Origin of the sequence: Paenibacillus timonensis, from assembly GCF_022427145.1 — a bacterium.
Taxonomy (GTDB): domain Bacteria; phylum Bacillota; class Bacilli; order Paenibacillales; family Paenibacillaceae; genus Fontibacillus; species Fontibacillus timonensis.
In genome coordinates this window covers 1-19,218 of record NZ_JAKSXN010000051.1, presented here as the reverse complement: position 1 = coordinate 19,218, position 19,218 = coordinate 1, and the positions used below count along the sequence as shown (strand labels likewise).

The 19,218-nt window shown below is 57.1% G+C and carries 17 protein-coding genes and 2 riboswitches; of the genes, 16 read left to right on the top strand and 1 reads right to left on the bottom strand.

Annotated elements, in window-relative coordinates; all coding sequences use genetic code 11:
• The first annotated feature begins 142 nt into the window (after positions 1-142).
• Positions 143-269: riboswitch (glycine riboswitch) on the top strand.
• Positions 270-452: 183 nt separating this feature from the next.
• The 6 genes from sdaAB (at position 453) to MJ257_RS18480 (ending at position 7,193) form a co-directional block, all read left to right on the top strand.
• Entirely contained in the window at positions 453-1,124 is a 672-nt protein-coding gene (gene sdaAB, locus MJ257_RS18505; protein ID WP_240270625.1) for an L-serine ammonia-lyase, iron-sulfur-dependent subunit beta, read from the top strand.
• A 16-nt stretch (positions 1,125-1,140) separates the two neighbouring features.
• Positions 1,141-2,022, top strand: coding sequence for an L-serine ammonia-lyase, iron-sulfur-dependent, subunit alpha (gene sdaAA, locus MJ257_RS18500; protein WP_240270624.1), 882 nt, complete (start codon positions 1,141-1,143; stop codon positions 2,020-2,022).
• A gap of 83 nt (positions 2,023-2,105) precedes the next feature.
• Positions 2,106-2,795, top strand: coding sequence for a response regulator transcription factor (locus MJ257_RS18495; protein ID WP_240270623.1), 690 nt, complete (start codon positions 2,106-2,108; stop codon positions 2,793-2,795).
• Positions 2,792-3,844: a sensor histidine kinase gene (locus MJ257_RS18490; RefSeq protein WP_240270622.1), complete on the top strand. Its 1,053-nt coding sequence runs from the start codon at positions 2,792-2,794 to the stop codon at positions 3,842-3,844. The genes MJ257_RS18495 and MJ257_RS18490 overlap by 4 nt, the downstream gene beginning before the upstream one ends.
• 114 nt (positions 3,845-3,958) lie before the next feature.
• Positions 3,959-4,672 carry an ABC transporter ATP-binding protein gene (locus tag MJ257_RS18485; protein WP_240270621.1) on the top strand — a complete coding sequence of 238 codons (714 nt, stop codon included), beginning with the start codon at positions 3,959-3,961 and terminating at the stop codon, positions 4,670-4,672.
• Positions 4,659-7,193 (top strand): ABC transporter permease, encoded by a 2,535-nt coding sequence (locus tag MJ257_RS18480; RefSeq protein WP_240270620.1) that lies wholly within the window; start codon positions 4,659-4,661, stop codon positions 7,191-7,193. Before MJ257_RS18485 ends, MJ257_RS18480 begins: the two co-directional genes overlap by 14 nt.
• A gap of 97 nt (positions 7,194-7,290) precedes the next feature.
• Here MJ257_RS18480 and MJ257_RS18475 read toward each other — a convergent pair whose 3' ends face one another.
• Positions 7,291-8,697: an MFS transporter gene (locus tag MJ257_RS18475; RefSeq protein ID WP_240270619.1), complete on the bottom strand. Its 1,407-nt coding sequence runs from the start codon at positions 8,695-8,697 to the stop codon at positions 7,291-7,293.
• 137 nt (positions 8,698-8,834) lie between these two features.
• Here MJ257_RS18475 and MJ257_RS18470 point away from each other — a divergent pair, with 137 nt between their 5' ends.
• From MJ257_RS18470 to MJ257_RS18425, 10 genes are all read left to right on the top strand, one after another.
• Complete coding sequence (locus MJ257_RS18470) at positions 8,835-9,173, top strand: ArsR/SmtB family transcription factor (protein ID WP_240270618.1); 339 nt, start codon at positions 8,835-8,837, stop codon at positions 9,171-9,173.
• Between the two features lie 213 nt (positions 9,174-9,386).
• Positions 9,387-10,721 (top strand): S-layer homology domain-containing protein, encoded by a 1,335-nt coding sequence (locus MJ257_RS18465; protein WP_240270617.1) that lies wholly within the window; start codon positions 9,387-9,389, stop codon positions 10,719-10,721.
• Positions 10,722-10,885: 164 nt separating this feature from the next.
• Positions 10,886-11,650, top strand: coding sequence for an SDR family NAD(P)-dependent oxidoreductase (locus MJ257_RS18460; RefSeq protein WP_240270616.1), 765 nt, complete (start codon positions 10,886-10,888; stop codon positions 11,648-11,650).
• A gap of 43 nt (positions 11,651-11,693) precedes the next feature.
• Positions 11,694-12,575, top strand: a complete 882-nt coding sequence (locus tag MJ257_RS18455) for a nucleotidyltransferase domain-containing protein (protein ID WP_240270615.1) — start codon at positions 11,694-11,696, stop codon at positions 12,573-12,575.
• A 173-nt stretch (positions 12,576-12,748) separates the two neighbouring features.
• Positions 12,749-13,513: a methionine ABC transporter ATP-binding protein gene (locus MJ257_RS18450; RefSeq protein ID WP_240270639.1), complete on the top strand. Its 765-nt coding sequence runs from the start codon at positions 12,749-12,751 to the stop codon at positions 13,511-13,513.
• 20 nt (positions 13,514-13,533) lie between these two features.
• Entirely contained in the window at positions 13,534-14,196 is a 663-nt protein-coding gene (locus tag MJ257_RS18445) for a methionine ABC transporter permease (protein WP_240270638.1), read from the top strand.
• A 17-nt stretch (positions 14,197-14,213) separates the two neighbouring features.
• Complete coding sequence (locus tag MJ257_RS18440) at positions 14,214-15,089, top strand: MetQ/NlpA family ABC transporter substrate-binding protein (protein ID WP_240270614.1); 876 nt, start codon at positions 14,214-14,216, stop codon at positions 15,087-15,089.
• An 82-nt stretch (positions 15,090-15,171) separates the two neighbouring features.
• The gene (locus MJ257_RS18435; RefSeq protein ID WP_240270613.1) at positions 15,172-16,458 is read left to right on the top strand and encodes a glycoside hydrolase family 18 protein; all 1,287 of its coding nucleotides are present in this window, start codon (positions 15,172-15,174) and stop codon (positions 16,456-16,458) included.
• A gap of 105 nt (positions 16,459-16,563) precedes the next feature.
• Positions 16,564-16,720, top strand: a riboswitch (FMN riboswitch).
• 129 nt (positions 16,721-16,849) lie between these two features.
• Entirely contained in the window at positions 16,850-17,866 is a 1,017-nt protein-coding gene (locus MJ257_RS18430) for a DMT family transporter (RefSeq protein WP_240270612.1), read from the top strand.
• Between the two features lie 172 nt (positions 17,867-18,038).
• Positions 18,039-19,193, top strand: coding sequence for a GGDEF domain-containing protein (locus MJ257_RS18425; protein ID WP_240270611.1), 1,155 nt, complete (start codon positions 18,039-18,041; stop codon positions 19,191-19,193).
• The last annotated feature ends 25 nt before the right edge of the window (positions 19,194-19,218 follow it).

Below are 19,218 nucleotides of genomic sequence, written 5' to 3'. Positions count from 1 at the left end.
GGTTCTATATGAAAAATAACTATATTTTCACATAAAAATAGGAAAATATGACTAGAATAGATTGACGAAATACGTAATCTTATGTAAGTTATCTTGACATCTTACTAACTTCGTTTTACATTAATACAATTCATACAGGCGAATGAGGATGATGGGAGAGTCCGCATGGCGAACCGAAACGGCTAGCCAAGAGCGGCACCGAAGGAGCAAAGGGCCGGTCCTGCAACCCGGCAGCCGAATCTCTCAGGTACAAGGACCATGATCGGACGCCACTCTGGAGAGAGCGATCAGCCACCCAAGAGGTACATGGATCCCGGATCAACGGTTCACCGGGAACATTAAACTTTCAGGTAACGGGGACAGAGCAAAAGGGCAGCGGCCTTTTTGTCCTGTCTCTTTTTCGTGATCGGCTGATGAGACATCCTTATTGTAAACAAGGGAGAGATTAATCCATGCGATTCAAAAACGTGTTCTCCATTATCGGTCCCGCGATGATCGGGCCTTCCAGCTCGCATACGGCCGGGGCGGTGCGGATCGGACGGTTTGCCCGTCAACTGCTTGGGAGTGCGCCGGCGGAAGCGGCGATTTGCTTCTACGGCTCTTTTGCCGAAACGTATAGCGGACACGGTACCGATTTGGCCGTGGTTGGCGGCATCCTCGATTACCGCACGGACGACGAGCGAATCCGCCATTCGCTGCAAGACGCCGAGGAGCAGGGGATCAAGATCGGATTTTCTACGGGAGTCCTGCCTGGAGCACACCCAAATACGGTAAAAATAAAACTAACCGGCCAAGACGGCCGGCATACGGAGGTGACGGGTGCTTCCATCGGCGGAGGGACGATCGTCATTCGCAGCATCGACGGGTTTGAGGTGAAGAGCTCGGGCGAGCTGCCGACCCTAGTCATATCCCATGCCGACCGGCAAGGGGTATTGGCCGGGATTACCGCCTTGTTCAGCCGGGAGAACGTCAACATCGGCTACATCATCACCGACCGGAAAGGGCGGACCGCTGAGGCGTTGACCGTCGTGGAAGCCGACTCGCCCATCCCGCCGGAATTATGGGAGGCGATCGGCTCGCTGGAGCATGTCAGCCGGGTAGTTTATATCGATCTGACGAGATAAGAAAGGAGCAGGCAGGATGCGATTTAAAAATTTGCGGGAGCTGGTCGAATTATGTGAGCGGGAATCCCAGACGATTTCCGGCATCATGATTCAGGATCAGGCGGCGGAGAGCGGGCAATCGGAGTCCGAGATCTTGAACGCCATGGGCGAATACTACCAAATCATGAAAACGGCGGTACGCAAGGGGCTGACGGAGGACATCGTCTCCACGAGCGGACTGACGGGCGGCGACGCCAAGCGGGTGGAGACTTACCGCGTCGGCGGAGAGGCGTCCGTCGGCGACATCGCTTGCCAGGCCATGGCTTACGCGCTGGCGGTGTCGGAGGTCAACGCCTCGATGGGGCGGATCGTGGCCACGCCGACAGCGGGTTCCTGCGGCATCATCCCGGGCGTGTTCGTCAGCGCCCAAGAGCGTTTCGGATGGGAAGATGAGCACCTCGTGCGCGGGTTGTTTTGCGCCGGGGCCATCGGCTACGTGATCGCCAACAATTCGTTTATTTCCGGCGCGGAAGGCGGCTGCCAGGCGGAAATCGGATCGGCGATCGGGATGGCGGCCGGAGCGATGGTCGAGCTGCGCGGCGGGACGCCGGAGCAGGCGGTGCACGCCGTCGGCCTCGCGCTGAAGAACACGTTGGGCTTGATCTGCGATCCCGTCGGCGGCCTGGTGGAGATTCCCTGCATCGTTCGCAACGGCTTCGGTGCCGTTAACGCGCTGGCCGCCGCCGATATGGCGCTGGCCGGCGTGCGCAGCGCGATCCCGTCGGACGAAGTCATCGACGTGATGCTGGAGGTCGGTTCGGCGATGCCCAGCCGTCACCGCGAAACCGCGCAAGGCGGACTGGCGCAAACGCCGACCGGCCGCAAGATCATGAAAGAGCTGCGCAGCCGAAAAAAGTAACCAATCTATCATCCCCTTTCCTTGCCGATTGTGTATAATAGGGCCAGTTTAATGGAATTGGGAAGGCAGGTTGGCAATCGGTCATGACGAACATTCTGATCGTTGAAGATGATGCAGGCTTAAACAAAGGCATCGCGTTGACGTTGGCCCGGGACGGAATTGCCGTGGAGCAAGCGTATGATCTGGCCGGAGCGGAGGAGCGGCTGGCGGCGGGCGGGATCGATCTGGTGCTGCTTGACGTCAGGCTGCCGGACGGGAGCGGTCTGGATTTCTGCGCCAAACTCCGGGAGGCTTCGCGGGTGCCGGTCATCTTCCTGACGGCGAACGATATGGAGTCCGACATCGTGATGGGCTTCGAGCTGGGCGGGGATGACTATATCACGAAGCCGTTCAGCCTGATGGTGCTCCGATCCCGGGTGATGGCCGTGCTCCGGCGCTGCGATCCGAGCCGCGAGGATAAAGTGAATATCGGCTCTCTGGTGTTCGATTTCGGCAAAATGGACTACCGCAAGGAGGGCGCAGCCATCCCGCTCAGCGTGACGGAACAAAAACTGCTGAAAGCGCTGGTAAGCCACCGCGGACAAATTCTGACCCGGGAGCAGCTGATCTATCTCGTATGGGGGCATGATGCCGAATTTGTGGATGAAAACGCGCTGACCGTTACGGTCAAACGATTGCGGGCCAAAATCGAAGAGGATCCCTCTGCCCCCCAATATATCAAGACCGTCTACGGGCTGGGATACCTGTGGGCCGACACGGGGGTGCAGGCATGACAAACGGCGGGGAATCCGGCGGGGAGAACGGGCTTGCCTTCGATTGGCTTTACCTAGTTTACGGGGCGCTGTTTGTCCTGTTGGTGCTGGGTTATCCGCTGGCCGCCTGGGTTTGGTCCGGGGAAGTCTTTACCCCCCCGCTTTGGCTGCCTGCAAGTTTCGCCGGGGCGCTTCTCTTATTGGCCGGTTCTTTCGTTCGGACGCTGCGGGCGAGGTCGGCTGCCGCCATCCAGGCAGCCTATGAAATCGTGGATACGGCGATCGCCGGCCGGCCGCGCCTGACTGGCTATGAAGAGACGGAACTTTCCGCACTGGAGAACAAGGTGATTCGATATGTCGAGCTGGCCCGGTCGCGCGAAGGGCAAGTCGAAGCGGAGCGAAGCCATCTTCAGACGCTTCTCTCCGATATTTCCCACCAAACGAAAACGCCGCTGTCGAGCATCATGCTATACGGCGAGCTGCTGGAGGAAACCCCGGATCTAGGCGAGGAGGCCCGCCAGTATGCGGCTCAAGTAAAGACGCAAGCGGCCAAACTCGATTGGTTGATCGGGTCCTTGGTCAAAATGTCCCGGCTCGAGACGGGGATGATCACCTTGCAAACGGCCGTATCGCCGCTGATCCCGACGATCACGCAAGCCGTATCGCAGGTTTTCGCAGCCGCGGAGCGCAAAGGCGTTGGAATCGCCATCGACTGCGACCCGGAGTTTTCGGTGCGGCATGATCCCAAATGGACCGGCGAGGCCTTATTTAACCTGCTGGAAAATGCGGTCAAATACAGCGCCGCCGGGAGCGGCATCCAGGTTTCGGCCGTGGCGGGGGAAATGTTCGTCCGCATCGATGTCGCCGATCAGGGCATGGGCATCGCGGAGCAGGAATGGAACGATATATTCAAACGCTTTTACCGCAGCAAGCAAGCGGCCAAGCATGAAGGCGTCGGAATCGGCCTGTATCTGGCCCGGGAGATTATTGCGGCTCAAGGCGGGTACATCAAAGTGTCGTCCAGACTTGGTGAAGGGACGGTATTCTCTGTGTTCTTGCCTGGCATGTAAAAGATGGATTATGTCGATCCTGTTATTTTTCGGACATCCGATCGTTAGAATGATCTGCTACATTAAATCCTGTACGAACGCGTACAGGATTTTTTTTGGGAGGTAGAAACCGGCATGCCGATTTTGCAAGTGGAAGAGTTAAAGAAAACCTATGGCCAAGGGTCTAACGCCGTCAAGGCGCTGAACGGGATCACGCTAAGCGTGGATAAAGGCGAGTTTGTCGCGATCGTGGGCACAAGCGGCAGCGGAAAAAGCACGCTGCTCCACATGCTGGGCGGATTGGACCGCCCCACCGAAGGCAAAGTGTACGTGGATGGAAACGAGATTTATGCCATGAATGACGAGAAGATGACGATTTTCCGGCGACGGTCGGTCGGGTTTGTGTTCCAAAGCTACAATCTGATCCCCATCCTGAATGTGTACGAAAATATCGTGTTACCGATCGAGCTGGACGGTGCCCGCGTGGATCGGGAGCATGTGGAACAGGTGATCGGCGCACTGGGGCTGTCCGATAAGGTGCACCATTTACCTGCGAATCTGTCCGGCGGGCAGCAGCAGCGGGTGGCGATTGCCCGGGCGCTGGCCACGAAGCCATCCATCGTATTGGCGGATGAACCGACCGGCAACCTGGATAGCAGGACAAGCCAGGAAGTGATGGTCCTGCTGAAGCAGATGAGCGAACGATTCCACCAGACGATCGTGATGATTACGCACAATGAAGAAATCGCGCTTTCTGCGGATCGCATCGTGCGGATCGAGGACGGCCAAATCGTCAGCCGTTCCGGTCGAGCCGGAAGAGGGGCGGGTGCGCCAAATGGCAGCGAGTAAACGAATCGGAGTTGCAACGATCGTTCACCGCAGCTTGAAGGCGAACCTGCCGCGCAACGCGATGATCGTCAGCGCTATCGTGCTAACGACGCTGCTGCTTACTTCGGTATTTACGATGGCGTTCAGCATCAACGAATCGATGCAGTTAACCAAGATGAAGACGGCCGGCGGGGATTATCACGGCAGCTTCAAATACCTCACCCCCGCCGAGGCGGAGAAGCTCCGGCAGCATCCGTTGATCAAGGAATACGGCCAATCCGTATTGGTCGGCCGAGCAACCAGCGACGTCTTTCGCGGCACGGCGCTGGAAGTCGATCAAATCGACGAGAAAGAGGCCAAACACAGCTTCATCCGATTCGAGGAAGGCAGTTTGCCAACCGAGGGGAAAGGGATCGCGACGAGTACCTGGGTGCTTGATTTGCTGGGTGTCCCCCATGAGCTGGGGGCCAAGGTGAAGCTGGATCTGGATATCGACGGAAAAGCGGTAACGGAGGAGTTTGTGTTGGCGGGGTATTTTCCGGCGGACCGAAACTTGTCGATGGCGGGGATGGCGTTCGTATCGGAAGCTTTCGTCCAGCAGCACCTATCCCGGCTGGATCCGGAGCAGGCTCGGAAAACGGGCAGTTACGTGAATACGATTCGGCTGGATGTCATGTTTGACCATTCCTTGGGGATTGAGAAGAAGCTGCAAAAGGTGCTGTCGGATACCGGAATAGATGCTCCATACGGGGTGAATTGGGCCTATAGCAGCGTCGGCCTGGAGGAAGATCCGACGAGCGTGGCGGCTTTCCTCGTTCTAATCCTCATCATCATGGTCAGCGGTTATTTGCTGATCTACAACATTTTTCATATTTCTGTCGTGCGGGACATTAAGTTTTACGGTCTCTTGAAAACCATCGGCACCACTCCGCGTCAGCTCAAACGTGTCGTTTCCAAGCAAGCGAACTTTCTCTATCTGGTGGGCCTTCCCATTGGATTGGCTCTAGGATACGGAACAGGGGTGTGGCTGATGCCGCTGATCGGCGGGTTCTCCAGCGAAGCAACGGAGGAGACGGTGAGCTCCGGCAACCCTTTGATTTTTATCGCGGCGGCCCTCTTTGCCTATCTGACCGTACGGATCGCTGCCAGCAAACCGGGGCGCACGGCGTCGCGAATTTCCCCGGTCGAAGCCGTGAAATATTCGGGTCTCGCCGGGAACGAGGGGCGGGGCCTGGGCCGAAAGGTAAAACGTTCGTCGCAGGGGGCCAAGCTCACGCGTATGGCTTTCGCAAATCTGTTTCGATCCAAAAAGAAGCTGCTGCTTATGCTGGCCTCCTTGTCGTTAAGCCTGATTTTGTTCAGCGTGATTCATACGGTCATTTCTTCGTTTAGCGTCAATAAATATTTAAACAGCTTTATTACGGGGGATTTCGTGATCAAGGAGGAAGTCGGCGGACGAGGGGATGTCCCGGCTCCCGATAAAGCCGCCTTGACGGAAGAGTTCGCACGGAAGTTAAGTCAAATCGATGGCGTAAGGAGCGCGGACAAAGTGTACTACCGTATGGCCTCACTGCCGTTGAACGAGAAGATCCAACGTATCATTGAACCTCTGTCGAAGACGGAATCTCCCGAGGAGTCCCCGATGGCCTGGATTCTAAAAAATAAGGCTGTCGATTTGCAGCTCCATGGCCTGGATCCCGGGTGGTACGGGGTGATCGAACCTAAGGATATCGTCGCCGGGACGTTTGACCGGAACAAATTCGCCTCCGGCGATTATGTGCTGGTGTCGGAAGCGTTGCTGGGCTCCGATCATTATGCCCGTTATTATCAGCCGGGCGACCGGATCCAGTTCGACGGAATCCACAAGAGTTACGAGGTGATGGCGGTATTCAGTTCGGATGCGCTGTATGCGGCGGGGACCCAATACTACACCGTTGGAGGCTTTAAGGTGTTTTGGCCGGCGGACGAGTTCGTGAAGTCAGTGAAGGATCCGATCCTGTTGTCCGTGACCCTCCACGTCGATCCGGCCAAACTCGGTGAAGCGGAATCGGCGGTGAAATCCTTCACGGCGTCTAGTCCCAGCTTAATTGTGAAGTCGCGGGAGGACTACAAGGAAGAGATGCAAGGTTTTATCCGCGTCTTCCAAACGATCGGCTACGGCCTGAGCTTGGTGATTGGCTTGATTGGAATCCTGAATTATGTCAATACGGTGATTACGGGCATGTGGTCAAGAAGGGGCGAATTCGCCATTTTAGAGAGCGTTGGCATGACCCGGAAACAGCTCAAATCGATGCTCGTGCTGGAAGGCCTTTATAGCGTATTGCTGACCGGCCTAATCGTGAGCACGGTGGGCATGGGATTAACGTATGGGGTTGCCAAGGGAATCGCTAACGGGATGGCGTTTACGGATTTCCGAATGAGTCCGTTGCCGATGGCCGGTATGTTAGCGCTGCTCCTTGGGATGGCTATGATCGTGACCTTGTCCTCTTACCGCAGGATGTCTCAAGCCACGATTGTGGAGAGATTACGGGAAGCCGAGTAAGTCCGGGATGTCCTTGAACAACAGCAATACCCCTGGGGTGGCTGCGGAAAGCATTTGTTCCGTTTAGCCCCAGGGGTTTTCGTTATATTCAACCGGGTTACGCTTCAAAAGAGGTGCCTTGCTGCGATCTTCCTTTTATGGCCATGCTGCGTAAATAAACAAATGACGAGCCGAGGGCGAGCAACGCCATCACCATGAGTCCCCAGAAAATGTTGGAGTAGGCGGCGGACAGCGACAGTCCGTGCTGCCATTCCATGGCGCTGGAGGCCATGGCTACGCTGAAGGCGCCGCTGAAGAACTGCAGCAATTGGTAGAGCCCCATCCCCGAGCCAACCTGCGATGCCGGCAGAATCCGGGAAATTTCGTTGGATACGCTGCTGGAAAGCATCGTGAACCCTAAGCTGATTAGCATATAGATGAACAGGATGGCCAGCCAAGATTGCCCGCTGAACAGGGCGAACAGAAGCATGGAGCTGAGCACGAGCAGCGGAACATACCGCAGGATCGCGCCGTTGCCGTGGCGATCGATGACGGAGCCGACCCTGCGGGAGGCGACCATCGCCAGCATTGAGCCCGGGAAGATGATCAGCCCGGCATGGCTGGCGGTTAACCCAAAGCGATGAACCAAAATTTGCGGCAGCAAAAATAAGGTGGCGAAGCTGCACAAATACGCTGCGATGCCGACGATCGACAAGGCGAGGTACGACCCGTTGCTAAACAACGCGGGCGAGACGAACGGGTCGGAGGCGGTGCGGATACGCCAGACGAACAGAGCCAGCGCTGCGGCACCAAACGCCAGCGCCGTCCAGGAATGCTCCGTCAGAAACAACAGCAAACCGGTCGTGCCGACGGCCACGAAAATCGCGCCCGGGGTATCGAACGCGCCGCGAACCGGTTGTTCCCGCGGGATATGGCGCAGAAACAGCGGCACCAGCAGCAGTGTAAACGCCGTGATGATGAACAGGTATCTCCATCCGAAATATTCTACGATCGCGCCGCCGGCCACGGGGCCAAGTCCGAGACCCAGCGATACGGCCGACATGATCAAGGCCATCGCTTTGCCGCGCCGCTCGATGGGTACGTAGCGGGATAAGGTCACCAGCGACAGCGAGACGACCGCTCCTGCGCCGGATGCCTGAATCACGCGAACGGCAAGCAGCATCCAGAAGCTGGGGCTGAACAATCCGGCGACGGCGGCGATCCCCAGCGTCGTAAGTCCGATCGCCAGCAAGCGCCGGATCGGCAGGAAATCGGAAAGACGGCTGAACGTGATCGACGAGATGGCAAACATGATCGAATAACCCGTGACGATCAGGGAAGTGACGGCGGCCGACAAATGGAAGGCTTCGGTGACGTCCGGCAGCGCCAAGTTAAACATGGCCGTGTTCATGATGACCAACACGACGGCAATCGCGAGCAACGCCGTTAACAGACCTTCGTTGTTTATGGAAGGTGAGGAAGCCGGCATTGCGGTATTTTCAAATTCGGTGGAGATATTTTGCATGGTCTCTTTTCACCCACTCTTTCTTTGTTCTAATGTTCGAATATTATCGAACGATTGAAATATAGCATGACATCGCTTATGATGTAAATAGGGAATCATGAAACCATCACGATTTTTGAAATAAAGGAGTTTTCCTGATGAAGGTCCTATATCATCCCGACCGGCATGACATTCAGTTGTCTTCCGTGTTGTACGCTTTAAGCGACCCGATCCGGCTCAGCGTAGTGGCTGAAATGCGCCGCAGCGGCGAACGACCTTGCAATTATTTCGAGGTGCCGATCGCCAAATCGACGTTGTCCCATCATATCCGGACGCTGCGGGAGGCCGGCGTCGTGTCTACCCGCATCCAAGGCACGCAGCGGTTTATGTCGGTACGGGAGGAAGATTTGGAATCCCGCTTTCCCGGCTTGCTGGATTCGATCCTTCTGGCGTACGAGAAATCCGACCCGAAGGATGAAAGCACCATTTCGGAGTAACAAGAACGTCTCATTCGACCAGGCCCAGGGCACTGCCCCCGGGCTTTTTCTGGTTCGTTTAGCGCAGGCGAATCCGCGCCGGTTATGCCGGAATTCCGGCTGTCGTTCGGCCTATTCACATCCGTTCCGAATTATGGTTTTCTGAGTAGTGGCGGCGTATTTACGCGGCTGTACATAACGCAACATGTGTAAAGACTTTGGGAGGCTAACGTCATGATCAGAATCAATTGGAAGCGCATCTTCAAACGGAGATTGCGTCAAGCGGCAGCGTTTTGCTTGCTGACCGGCTTTATCGGCTTGGCTGGAGGGTACGGGACGGCGAAAGATCTTATCGGTCCGTCCATTGCCGGGGCTGCGGCGGCCGTATCCGGCAATACCGGTGTTTTTAAAGATATTCGCGGACATTGGGCGCTGGAGGAAATCGAGTCCATGGTCGCACAGGGGATCCTAAACGGGTACCCGGACGGGACATTTCGGCCTAACGAGCCGGTACAGGTGGACCAGTTCATCAAGATGCTGATCTTGTCCTATAGCGAGCAACATCCGAACTTGGAGCGCACTTGGCGGGCCTCTTTTCTCGAATCGCTGAGCGAAGAGAACCGGACGATCTTGAAACAGGATTACCGTTATTTCGACTTCAAACCGGCCATGACGGGCTATTGGGCCAAGCCCTATATCGATGTGGCGAGCGATCTGAATTTTTTGAACAAAAGCCGTTACAGCGATTTTCAAACGGGAATGACCCGGGAAAATGTGGCGGAGGTGCTCTATTACACGCTGCAAGAAACCGAGTTTCTGGAGGATGAGCAGTTTAGCCGCACGGTGGCTGCGTCCTATGGGGATTTGACCAGTGCAAGCGACCGGCAGCAGAAGTTCATCGCCGAATCGTTGATCAAGGGGATCATGCAGGGGTACCCGGACGGAAATTTCGGCGTCGGACGGACCGTTTCGCGGGCCGAGGCCCTCGTGATTCTGAACCGCCTGACCGACAAAACCAAGCGGATCCCGATTCAACCGGAGGAAGGGAAGCTGCAGCGGCTTGTGCCGACCGCCAGCGGGGGACAACGAATCGTCGCTTTTCCCGACAAACGGATGTGGGATGCCTATGATACGTTGCGGAAGGCCGGCCAGTTGCGCGGCACCAATTACGATTTGTTCGACACTACGCTGCGCCTGTACAAGGACGAAAAGGAGAAAACGGCGGTGCAGCAGGCCACGGCCGCAGGTGGTGCCGGTTCATCCGGCGGAACGGCGGCGGAGGAAGCGGCGATCTGGCTCGATCCGACGTACAACACGTACGGAATTACGGTCCGGCTTCGGGAAGGAACGCTGGCCCGGAATTCGGAATCGATCGAGCTGTTTGCCAATCAACTGTTCACCTACGACGCCATCGCGTTCCGCCGCTGGTTCGACGCGATTTGCGCCGAGGTCGAAGCCGGTCGGCCGCTAGCCGACAAACAGGCGACCCTCGGGGATTTTTCCGTGAGCGTACTGGTTGATAATAACGCCAAAACGGTCGTGTTCTCGATTGCGGCCAAATCGCAATAAATTTTCATCCATTTTGCAAAAAAAGGTCTGGCTTAAGGGAGGTTTCTGGATTCTCCTTGCCGGGCCTTTTTGCGGTTCGCTTTTCCAATGGGCGAAAGGTAGAATGGGAGTGATGCCCGATTCGGGCTAAGCTGCGATAACGGATTCAAGGGGGAAACCAGCCAATGTTAACGATCGATCTATCGGGGAAAACCGCGCTCATTACCGGGGCGACCGGCCAGTTGGGACGGGTGATGACACGCACGCTGTCGGCTTGCGGCGCAAAGGTGGCCATTCACTACATGCATAATGAAGCCAAAGCGCAGGAATTGCTGCGGGAGATTACCGCGGCCGGCGGAACGGCCATGACCGTGCAGGGCGATATTACGCGGGAAGCGGACATTGTGGCGATGCAAGCGAAGGTGGCGGCGGAGCTCGGCGATCCGGACATCGTGGTTGCGAATGCGATCGTGCAGTATAACTGGACCTCCGTGCTTGAACAACCGGCGGAGGATTACGTGAGCCAATTCGAATCCTGCGTGCTGCAGAGCGTGTTTTTGGCCAAGGCATTTATTCCGGCCATGATCGGCAAGGGAAAAGGGCGGTTCATCGGGATCAATACCGAATGCGCCATGCAGAACTTCCCCAACCAGTCGGCTTATACGGCGGGAAAAAGAGGGATGGACGGCGTCTATCGCGTCTTAGCTAAAGAAGTGGGGGAGCACGGGATCACCGTCAACCAGGTGGCGCCCGGCTGGACGATCAGCGAACAGGATCGCGGGCTTGTGGATCGCAACGATGCGGCTTATATCGCCGGAGTTCCGTTGAAACGCCGGGGCGAAGATCAGGATATCGCCAATGCGGTTGCGTTCCTGGCTTCGGAGTTGGCCGGATTTATTACGGGGACTTACCTCCCGGTCAGCGGCGGCAATGTGATGCCGGCGATTTAGGCGCGGGAGCCGGCTAGGCCGGGCAAGAAAGGAGCTAGCGCGGATGGAGCAAACGGAAGACCATCGATCGTTGATCTTGAGCCAATTGCGGCAAGTGGAGAAAACGGAACGGGTGCGCGTTCTTTACGCTTGCGAAGCGGGCAGCCGGGCCTGGGCTTACGCGTCCGCCGCCAGCGATTACGACGTGAGGTTCCTTTACGTGCGGCCGGTGGAGTGGTATTTGTCGATCAGGGACAAAAGAGACGTCATCGAGCGCCCGATCGGCATCGGCACGGGGGGTTCCCACCCTGGAGAGGAGGGTTCCGTGCTGGCTCAGCCGGGGAACGCCGGCGGCCTTGACCTGGCCGGTTGGGATCTGCGCAAGGCGTTGTCGCTGCTCGGCAAAGGCAATCCGGCCTTATTCGAGTGGCTGGCCTCGCCGATCGTCTACGCCGAAGCCTTTCGGCTTCCGGAACGGCTGCAGGCCCTGACGCCGCTCGCCTTCTCCGCGAAGGCGGCGATCCACCATTATTTGCATATGGCGAAGCGCAACCTGCGGACGGAGCTGAGAGGCGAGAAGGCCGCGCCTAAGGCCTACTTCTACGTCCTCCGGCCGCTGCTGGCCTGCGCTTGGATCGAGAGCCGCGGAACGCCGCCGCCGATGGACATCGAGAAGCTCGTCGAGGCGGCATTGCCGGACGTAAGCGGCGGCGGGCTCCAGGAGGAGGTCGGACTGCTGCTGGCGCGTAAGAAAAGCGGGGCCAAACCCGAACCGGAGCCCCGCCTTCCCCGGTTGGACGAATACTTGGCCGACCGCTTGGCATATTTTGAGCGGCTTGCTCCGGCGCTGGAATCCCGAAACCGGAGCGAGGATACGCTGCATGACAGGCTGGATGAATTGTTTCGCTCCGTCCTGCGGGAGGTTTGGAACATCAGATTAGGGTAAAAAACAACCACCGAAGTCGATGGTGGTTTTTTGCGTTTTTGATTATCTCTTATAATAATGAACATAATTTAGTGACACAGCGTAATTAATAGTCTATAATCAACTGGTGAAAGATCGATGAAACAGATCTTTAAAATAAGTAGTACAGAAGAAGCCCGAAAGGGGGGGCGCTTATCATCGCTTTGGAGCATGTCAGTAAATCGTACAGCGTGCAAAACGGGCAATTCGAGGCGGTACGCGACGTATCCTTGCGGATTCCCCAAGGCACGATCCACGGCGTCATCGGCCCCAGCGGGGCAGGGAAATCGACGCTACTGCGCATGATGAACGCTCTGGAGCTGCCGGATCAAGGGAAAGTAACGGTCCTGGGCCAGGAGCTTACCGCGCTCCCTGAGGCGGCGCGGCGTGAAGTACGCCGGTCGATCGGGATGATTTTTCAGCAATTTCACCTGCTGAATAACCGGACGGTTAGCGGCAACGTCTCCGTTCCGCTGGAGCTTGCGGGCTTGCCGAAGCGGGAGCGCGCCGACCGTGTGCGGGAATGCCTGCGTTTCGTCGGCCTGGAGGACAAAGCCGGCCAATACCCGGCTTCCCTCAGCGGAGGGCAGAAGCAGCGGGTGGCCATCGCACGGGCGTTGGCGAGCCGGCCGGAGCTCCTGCTCTGCGATGAGCCGACCTCTTCGTTGGATCCGAAGACGACCGCGGAGATTCTCGAGGTGCTGCTGCATATCCATCGGACGCTGGGGGTGACCATCGTGATCGTCACGCATGAGATGGACGTGGTGCGCAGCATTTGCCAAGGGGTTTCGGTCATGGAGGACGGCCGGCTAACCGATGCGTTTACGCTCGAACGAAACGAAGCGGAGGATGGAACGGCCGGCATGGCGGGTTACCGCGCATCGTACCGGGAACAGCTGCTTGGCGGGACGGAGGTGTAAGGGTGTTGGATATAGCCTTGATGTGGGACGGCTTCGTCCAGTTTCGCAGCCAAATCGGCGAAGCGGTCGGCGAGACCTTCGTCATGGTCGGGATCGCGCTGCTGGCAGCCGTCCTGCTTGGTTTGCCGGCGGGGACGGCCTTGTATCTGACCGGCAAAGGCCAGCTTTATGAACACCGGCTCGGGTACGGATTGTTAAACGGGGCAGTGAACGTCGTTCGCTCCTTTCCGTTCCTGCTGCTGGTGGTGTTTATGATTCCGCTCACCCGCCTCATCGTCGGCACGGCGATCGGGACGCTGGCGGCCTCCATCCCGCTGGCGGTCGTTGCGATCGCCATTTATGCGCGATTCGTCGAGCAATCGCTGCTGGAGGTGCCCCGGGGAGTGATCGAATCGGCGCGGTCCATGGGCGCGTCAAGACTTCAGATCATCACGAAATTTTTGTACGTGGAAGCCCGTTCCGGTCTAGTGCTGGGGCTGACTTCCTCAACCATCAGCTTCATTTCCTACTCGACGGTCATGGGCGTGGTCGGCGGCGGCGGGGTTGGCGATTTCGCCATCCGCTACGGCTATCAGCGCTTCGAAACCGAGCTGATGGCCGTTGTGATCCTGCTGATGATCGTTTTAGTGCAAGGAATCCAATTTATAGGGAATGCGTTGTCCCGCTGGCTGGATAAACGCTAATATCGGAGGGAGAAACCATGTTTAAGACAGGAAAATGGATGATGACGCTTGCGCTGCTGATGCTGGTGCTAAGCGCATGCGGCAACAATGGCAATGCTTCGAACGCTTCGAATGGCGGTAATGCAGAGACGGGCGTGGCGACGCCGGCTACGGCCGAGTCCGAGGCGACGGAGACAACCACGCTGAAGGTCGCTTCCTTGATTCCGCCGATGACGGACATCCTGGAGTTGATCAAACCGCAATTGAAAGAGGAAGGCATCAACCTGGAAGTCGTCGTTTTGTCCGACAATGTACAACCAAACGACGCGCTGGCGAACAAGGAAGTGGACGCGAATTTCTTCCAGCACGTGCCTTACATGGAGCAGTACAACGAGAGCAAAAATACCGAGCTGGTTCCGGTTCAACCGGTATACCACGCGATTTATGGCGCTTACTCCAAACGCTATAAATCGATGGAGGAATTGCCGGACGGGGCGACGATCGCGATCGCAAACGACCCCTCCAACATCGGCCGCTCGCTTGTCATGCTGGATAAAGCCGGCGTGATCAAGCTGAAGGAAGGGGTGGGTATCGAAGCCACCCAGGCGGACATCGTGGAAAACAGCCATAACTATAAATTCGAAGAAGTAGACCTGCTCATGCTGGCCCGGATGCTGGACGACGCCGATTTGGTGCTGATGACCCCGGCTTATGCCAGCCCGCTGGGACTAACGCCGAAGAAGGACGCTTTGTTGACGGAAACCGTCGATTCGGCTTTCGCGATTACCCTGGTCGCCCGTCAAGACAACCGGGATTCGGAAGCGATCCAGAAGCTGGCCAAGGCAATTTCCAGCCCGGAAGTGAAGCAGTTCCTTAAAGACAATTACGACGAGATTGCCCTTCCGGCATTCTAATGCAACTCTAGCTAGCGGAATAGGCCAAACTTGCTCCTTCATAGGATGTAGATAGCATGATCCATATGGAGGAGGGGAGTAGATGCAGATTCATGTCGTCCAGCAAGGCCAAACGACGTATAGCATCGCGGAAGCCTATGGCGTACCTTATGAAGATATCGTTGAGGCAAACGAGTTGCCGAACCCCGAGGGGCTTGTGGTCGGACAAACCTTGGTTATCCCGATCGTCGGCAGCTATTACTGGGTTCAACCCGGGGACAGCTTATGGTCGATCGCCCGGCGTTTTGGTTTAAGTTATCAGGAGCTGGCCCGCGTTAACGCCATTTCCGCAGACCAAACCCTGTCGGTCGGATTTCGGCTGTACATCCCGCCGCGGCCGCGAAGAAACGCCGAATTCAACGCTTATGTCGAGCCGCGCGGCGGAACGGTTGCGCCGGCGCTGGAGGAAAGCGCGCGTGAAGCGGCGCCGCACCTGACGTACCTTGCCCCGTTCAGCTTTCAAGCGCAGCGGGACGGTTCGCTGCGGGAGCCCCCGCTGAACCGATTTCCGGAAATTGCCCGGGCGAACCGGGTCGTGCTGATGATGGTGATCACGAACCAGGAGAACGATCAGTTCAGCGATGAGCTTGGCCGGATTCTGCTGAACGATATCCCGGTGCAGGACCGTTTTCTGGACAACATCGTTACGACGGCGAGCAATTACGGCTTTCGGGACATCCATTTCGATTTCGAGTTCTTGCGGCCGGCCGACCGGGAAGCTTACAACGCCTTCCTGCGTAAAGCCAAGGCGCGTTTTGCGCAGCAGGGCTGGCTGATGTCTACCGCCCTGGCGCCCAAGACGAGTGCCGGCCAGCAAGGCTTGTGGTACGAAGCGCATGATTACCGGGCGCACGGGGAAATCGCCGACTTCGTCGTGATCATGACCTACGAATGGGGCTATAGCGGCGGTCCGGCCCAGGCGGTGTCGCCGATCGGTCCGGTCAGACGGGTGATCGAATATGCGCTGACCGAGATGCCGGGCTCGAAAATCATGATGGGCCAAAACCTGTACGGCTACGACTGGACGCTGCCGTTCGTGCAGGGAAGCGTCGCCCGGGCGGTCAGTCCGCAGCAGGCGATCCAAATCGCCGCGCGGCATGGCGTCGCCATCCGGTACAGCGAGCGCGACCAAGCTCCGTTTTTTCATTATTGGGATGGCGAGGGACGGGAACACGAAGTATGGTTTGAGGACGCCCGCTCGATCCAAGCCAAGTTTAACCTGGTCAAGGAGCTGGGGCTGCGCGGGATGAGCTACTGGAAGCTAGGGTTGAGTTTCCCGCAAAATTGGCTGTTGATCGAAAACAATTTCGACGTGGTCAAACGGGGATAATTCCGAATTCGGGGATGCAGGCAGACTTTGTGATTTTTGTAACATAGTTACGCTACATCCTGCGTTATGATAGAAACAACTTAAGTAATCAAAATTTAAAAGAATAGAGATCTTCGGGGTAGGGTGAAATTCCTGACCGGCGGTGAGGTTTTCCAGCAGGGAAACCGCAGCCCGCGACTCGCCTGCGGCTTTAACGGCCGCGCGCGACTGACTTGGTGCGATTCCAAGGCCGACGGTAAAGTCCGGATGGGAGAAGATCAATCAAGCTTAGTTTGATCCAGGGACCTCACGGTTCCTGCCAGGCTTATTTGGTCAGCCCCCGCAAACCTTTACGAAGGTCGATGCGGGGGTTTTCTGCGTAGACCCTCTATTCAAGAAGGGGACAAACATGATGGAAAAAGCAAATGCAAGCAGCGGCATCCGAATCCAAGCCGGAGCGGGCGCAGGGGCGCTAGCGGGCACGTCAAGCCAGGTTCAGCCTTCGTCCAAGACGACGGAGGCTCGCAAATCGCGCAGCGGTTTTTGGCTCGTCGTATTAGGCGCGGCACTGTGGGGCGTCGACCCCTTGTTCCGGGTCATCCTGCTGAAGTCGCTCACCTCGGCGCAGATCGTACTCATCGAGCATCTCATTATCGCGCTCTTCGCCATCCCGGTCTTGTGGAAAAACCGTACCGAGCTCAAAGGGCTCGGCTGGAAGCAAGGCGGCGCGCTGCTCTTTATATCCTGGGGCGGTTCGGCCATCGCCACGATCCTGTTTACGATGGCGCTGTCGAACGGCGATCTGAACGCCGTGCTGCTGCTGCAAAAGATGCAGCCGCTGTTTGCCATCCTGTTGGCCGGATTGCTGCTCAAGGAGAAGCTGCCGCGGTTCTTCTTCGGCTTCTTGCTCATTGCGCTGCTCGGAACGTATTTGCTGACCTTCGGATTTACGATGCCGATCGGGCATTGGAGCGATTTCGTGCAGATCGGCAGCCTGCTGTCGCTGGGCGCGGCCGCGTTGTGGGGCGGGTCCACGGTGATGGGCCGGATGATGGTCGGACATATGAAATATGAGACGGTGACGTCGCTGCGGTTTATTTTGGCCCTGCCGCTGCTGCTTGCCATCACTTGGAACGAAGGGGCTGCCTGGAATCTGCCGGCCGGCACCTCGCAAATCGCCGCGCTCTCCCTCAACATGCTGGGACAAGCGCTGCTGCCCGGGCTCCTCAGCCTGCTTGTGTACTACAAGGGGCTGACGACGACCAAAGCGTCGGTCGCCACGCTGGCGGAGCTGAGCTTCCCGATGGTTGGCGTCCTGATCAACTGGATCGCCTTCCAGCAAATGATTACGGTGGCTCAAGCGTGCGGATTCGTGCTGATTTGGGGCACATTGTTCCTGATCTCCCGCCAAGGAGCAGCTAACCAATAACATTTCGTTAATAAACAGAAGCGAGTTCCTGCGCCCGTTCCCTGGGTCGGAGAAACTCGCTTTTTTTATGCTCGCATCCCTCTTTCGCGATATTTGAGTTATGATAGAGTAATCATTTAAATTTAGGATAAATAAATATGCGATAGAGACGGTGGGAAACGTCAAGATGGACATGAATCTGGATAGGATGACGGTATTCGTATTGCTTGTGCTGGGCCACCTTCTTGCCGTTATCCTCTTTAGTGCTTACAGGCACCAAACAGCCAAGGACCCGGCGCTGGAGATGTTTTATGCCTCCAAGTGGCTTCAGGCTATGACCTGGGGGCTATTCGTCGTATCGGGGCAAGCTCCGGGCATGGCGGTCATCGTTGCGGCCAACCTGTTTTTCCTGTTCGGCGTTGCGCTGGAATCGACGGCTTTGCTGAGGGTGACTGGCGGGTTCGGATCCAAGGTTAGGCGGTTTTATTTGTATTGGACGGGGGCTGGACTGGTTGCTTATCTGCTGGTTGAAGTCCTGCATAACTCCGCTTCGCTTCGCATTGCGGTGGCGTCGCTTTCGATCGCGGTCATGATCGGCGTTCCTGCCGGCAGGATGGCGGCTTCCCCGGGAAGATCGACGTTGTCGCTTCTTTTGGGTTACATGTATTTGACCGTAGCAGCCGCGTTGATCATTCGAACCCCGCTGGCCTTATTTTCGCCCGTGCCGGTGGACATGCTGGGTCCGGGCTTTTACCGAACCTTATCCTTTCTTGCTCTATACGTGATCATGATGCTGGGGAATACGGGTTTTTTTCTGTTGTCGAAAGAACAGGCGGACCGAAAATTGTTGCGGTTGGCCAATAATGATGACTTGACCGGCGCACTGAATCGCCGGGCGTTCATGCACGAGACGCGGGAGACGCTGCTCCGTTGCAGGCAGGAAGCGCTCCCTGCGTCGTTCATCCTGATCGACGTCGATCACTTTAAAACGATCAACGACTCCTTCGGGCACCCTATCGGGGACGAGCTGCTGCGGGAGTTCGCCGGAACGGTCCGGCCTTTGCTGAAGGCAGGGGATTTGTTCGGCCGGTATGGCGGAGACGAATTCGCCATGTTTCTCCCCGGGGCGGACGAGCGAACCTCGGATCATTTTGCCGAATCGCTGCGTGCGGCCGTGGCGGAAGGCAGGGGAAACCGGAAATGGCCCGATTACACGATCAGTATCGGAGTCGTGACGGTTCCGTCGGGCTCCGATGCCTCGTTGTCGGATCTGTTCAAGTCGAGCGACGAAGCGCTATATCAAGCGAAGCACGCCGGCCGCAACCGGGCGGCCCGCAGCGGAACTTAACTTAAAAAGGCCGGGCCCTTGGGGG

Coding starts and splice junctions, on each gene's coding strand:
- sdaAB (WP_240270625.1), top strand. CDS start 453: ATGCGATTCAAAAACGTGTTCTCCATTATCGGTCCCGCGATGATCGGG.
- sdaAA (WP_240270624.1), top strand. CDS start 1,141: ATGCGATTTAAAAATTTGCGGGAGCTGGTCGAATTATGTGAGCGGGAA.
- MJ257_RS18495 (WP_240270623.1), top strand. CDS start 2,106: ATGACGAACATTCTGATCGTTGAAGATGATGCAGGCTTAAACAAAGGC.
- MJ257_RS18490 (WP_240270622.1), top strand. CDS start 2,792: ATGACAAACGGCGGGGAATCCGGCGGGGAGAACGGGCTTGCCTTCGAT.
- MJ257_RS18485 (WP_240270621.1), top strand. CDS start 3,959: ATGCCGATTTTGCAAGTGGAAGAGTTAAAGAAAACCTATGGCCAAGGG.
- MJ257_RS18480 (WP_240270620.1), top strand. CDS start 4,659: ATGGCAGCGAGTAAACGAATCGGAGTTGCAACGATCGTTCACCGCAGC.
- MJ257_RS18475 (WP_240270619.1), bottom strand. CDS start 8,697: ATGCAAAATATCTCCACCGAATTTGAAAATACCGCAATGCCGGCTTCC.
- MJ257_RS18470 (WP_240270618.1), top strand. CDS start 8,835: ATGAAGGTCCTATATCATCCCGACCGGCATGACATTCAGTTGTCTTCC.
- MJ257_RS18465 (WP_240270617.1), top strand. CDS start 9,387: ATGATCAGAATCAATTGGAAGCGCATCTTCAAACGGAGATTGCGTCAA.
- MJ257_RS18460 (WP_240270616.1), top strand. CDS start 10,886: ATGTTAACGATCGATCTATCGGGGAAAACCGCGCTCATTACCGGGGCG.
- MJ257_RS18455 (WP_240270615.1), top strand. CDS start 11,694: ATGGAGCAAACGGAAGACCATCGATCGTTGATCTTGAGCCAATTGCGG.
- MJ257_RS18445 (WP_240270638.1), top strand. CDS start 13,534: ATGTGGGACGGCTTCGTCCAGTTTCGCAGCCAAATCGGCGAAGCGGTC.
- MJ257_RS18440 (WP_240270614.1), top strand. CDS start 14,214: ATGTTTAAGACAGGAAAATGGATGATGACGCTTGCGCTGCTGATGCTG.
- MJ257_RS18435 (WP_240270613.1), top strand. CDS start 15,172: ATGCAGATTCATGTCGTCCAGCAAGGCCAAACGACGTATAGCATCGCG.
- MJ257_RS18430 (WP_240270612.1), top strand. CDS start 16,850: ATGGAAAAAGCAAATGCAAGCAGCGGCATCCGAATCCAAGCCGGAGCG.
- MJ257_RS18425 (WP_240270611.1), top strand. CDS start 18,039: ATGAATCTGGATAGGATGACGGTATTCGTATTGCTTGTGCTGGGCCAC.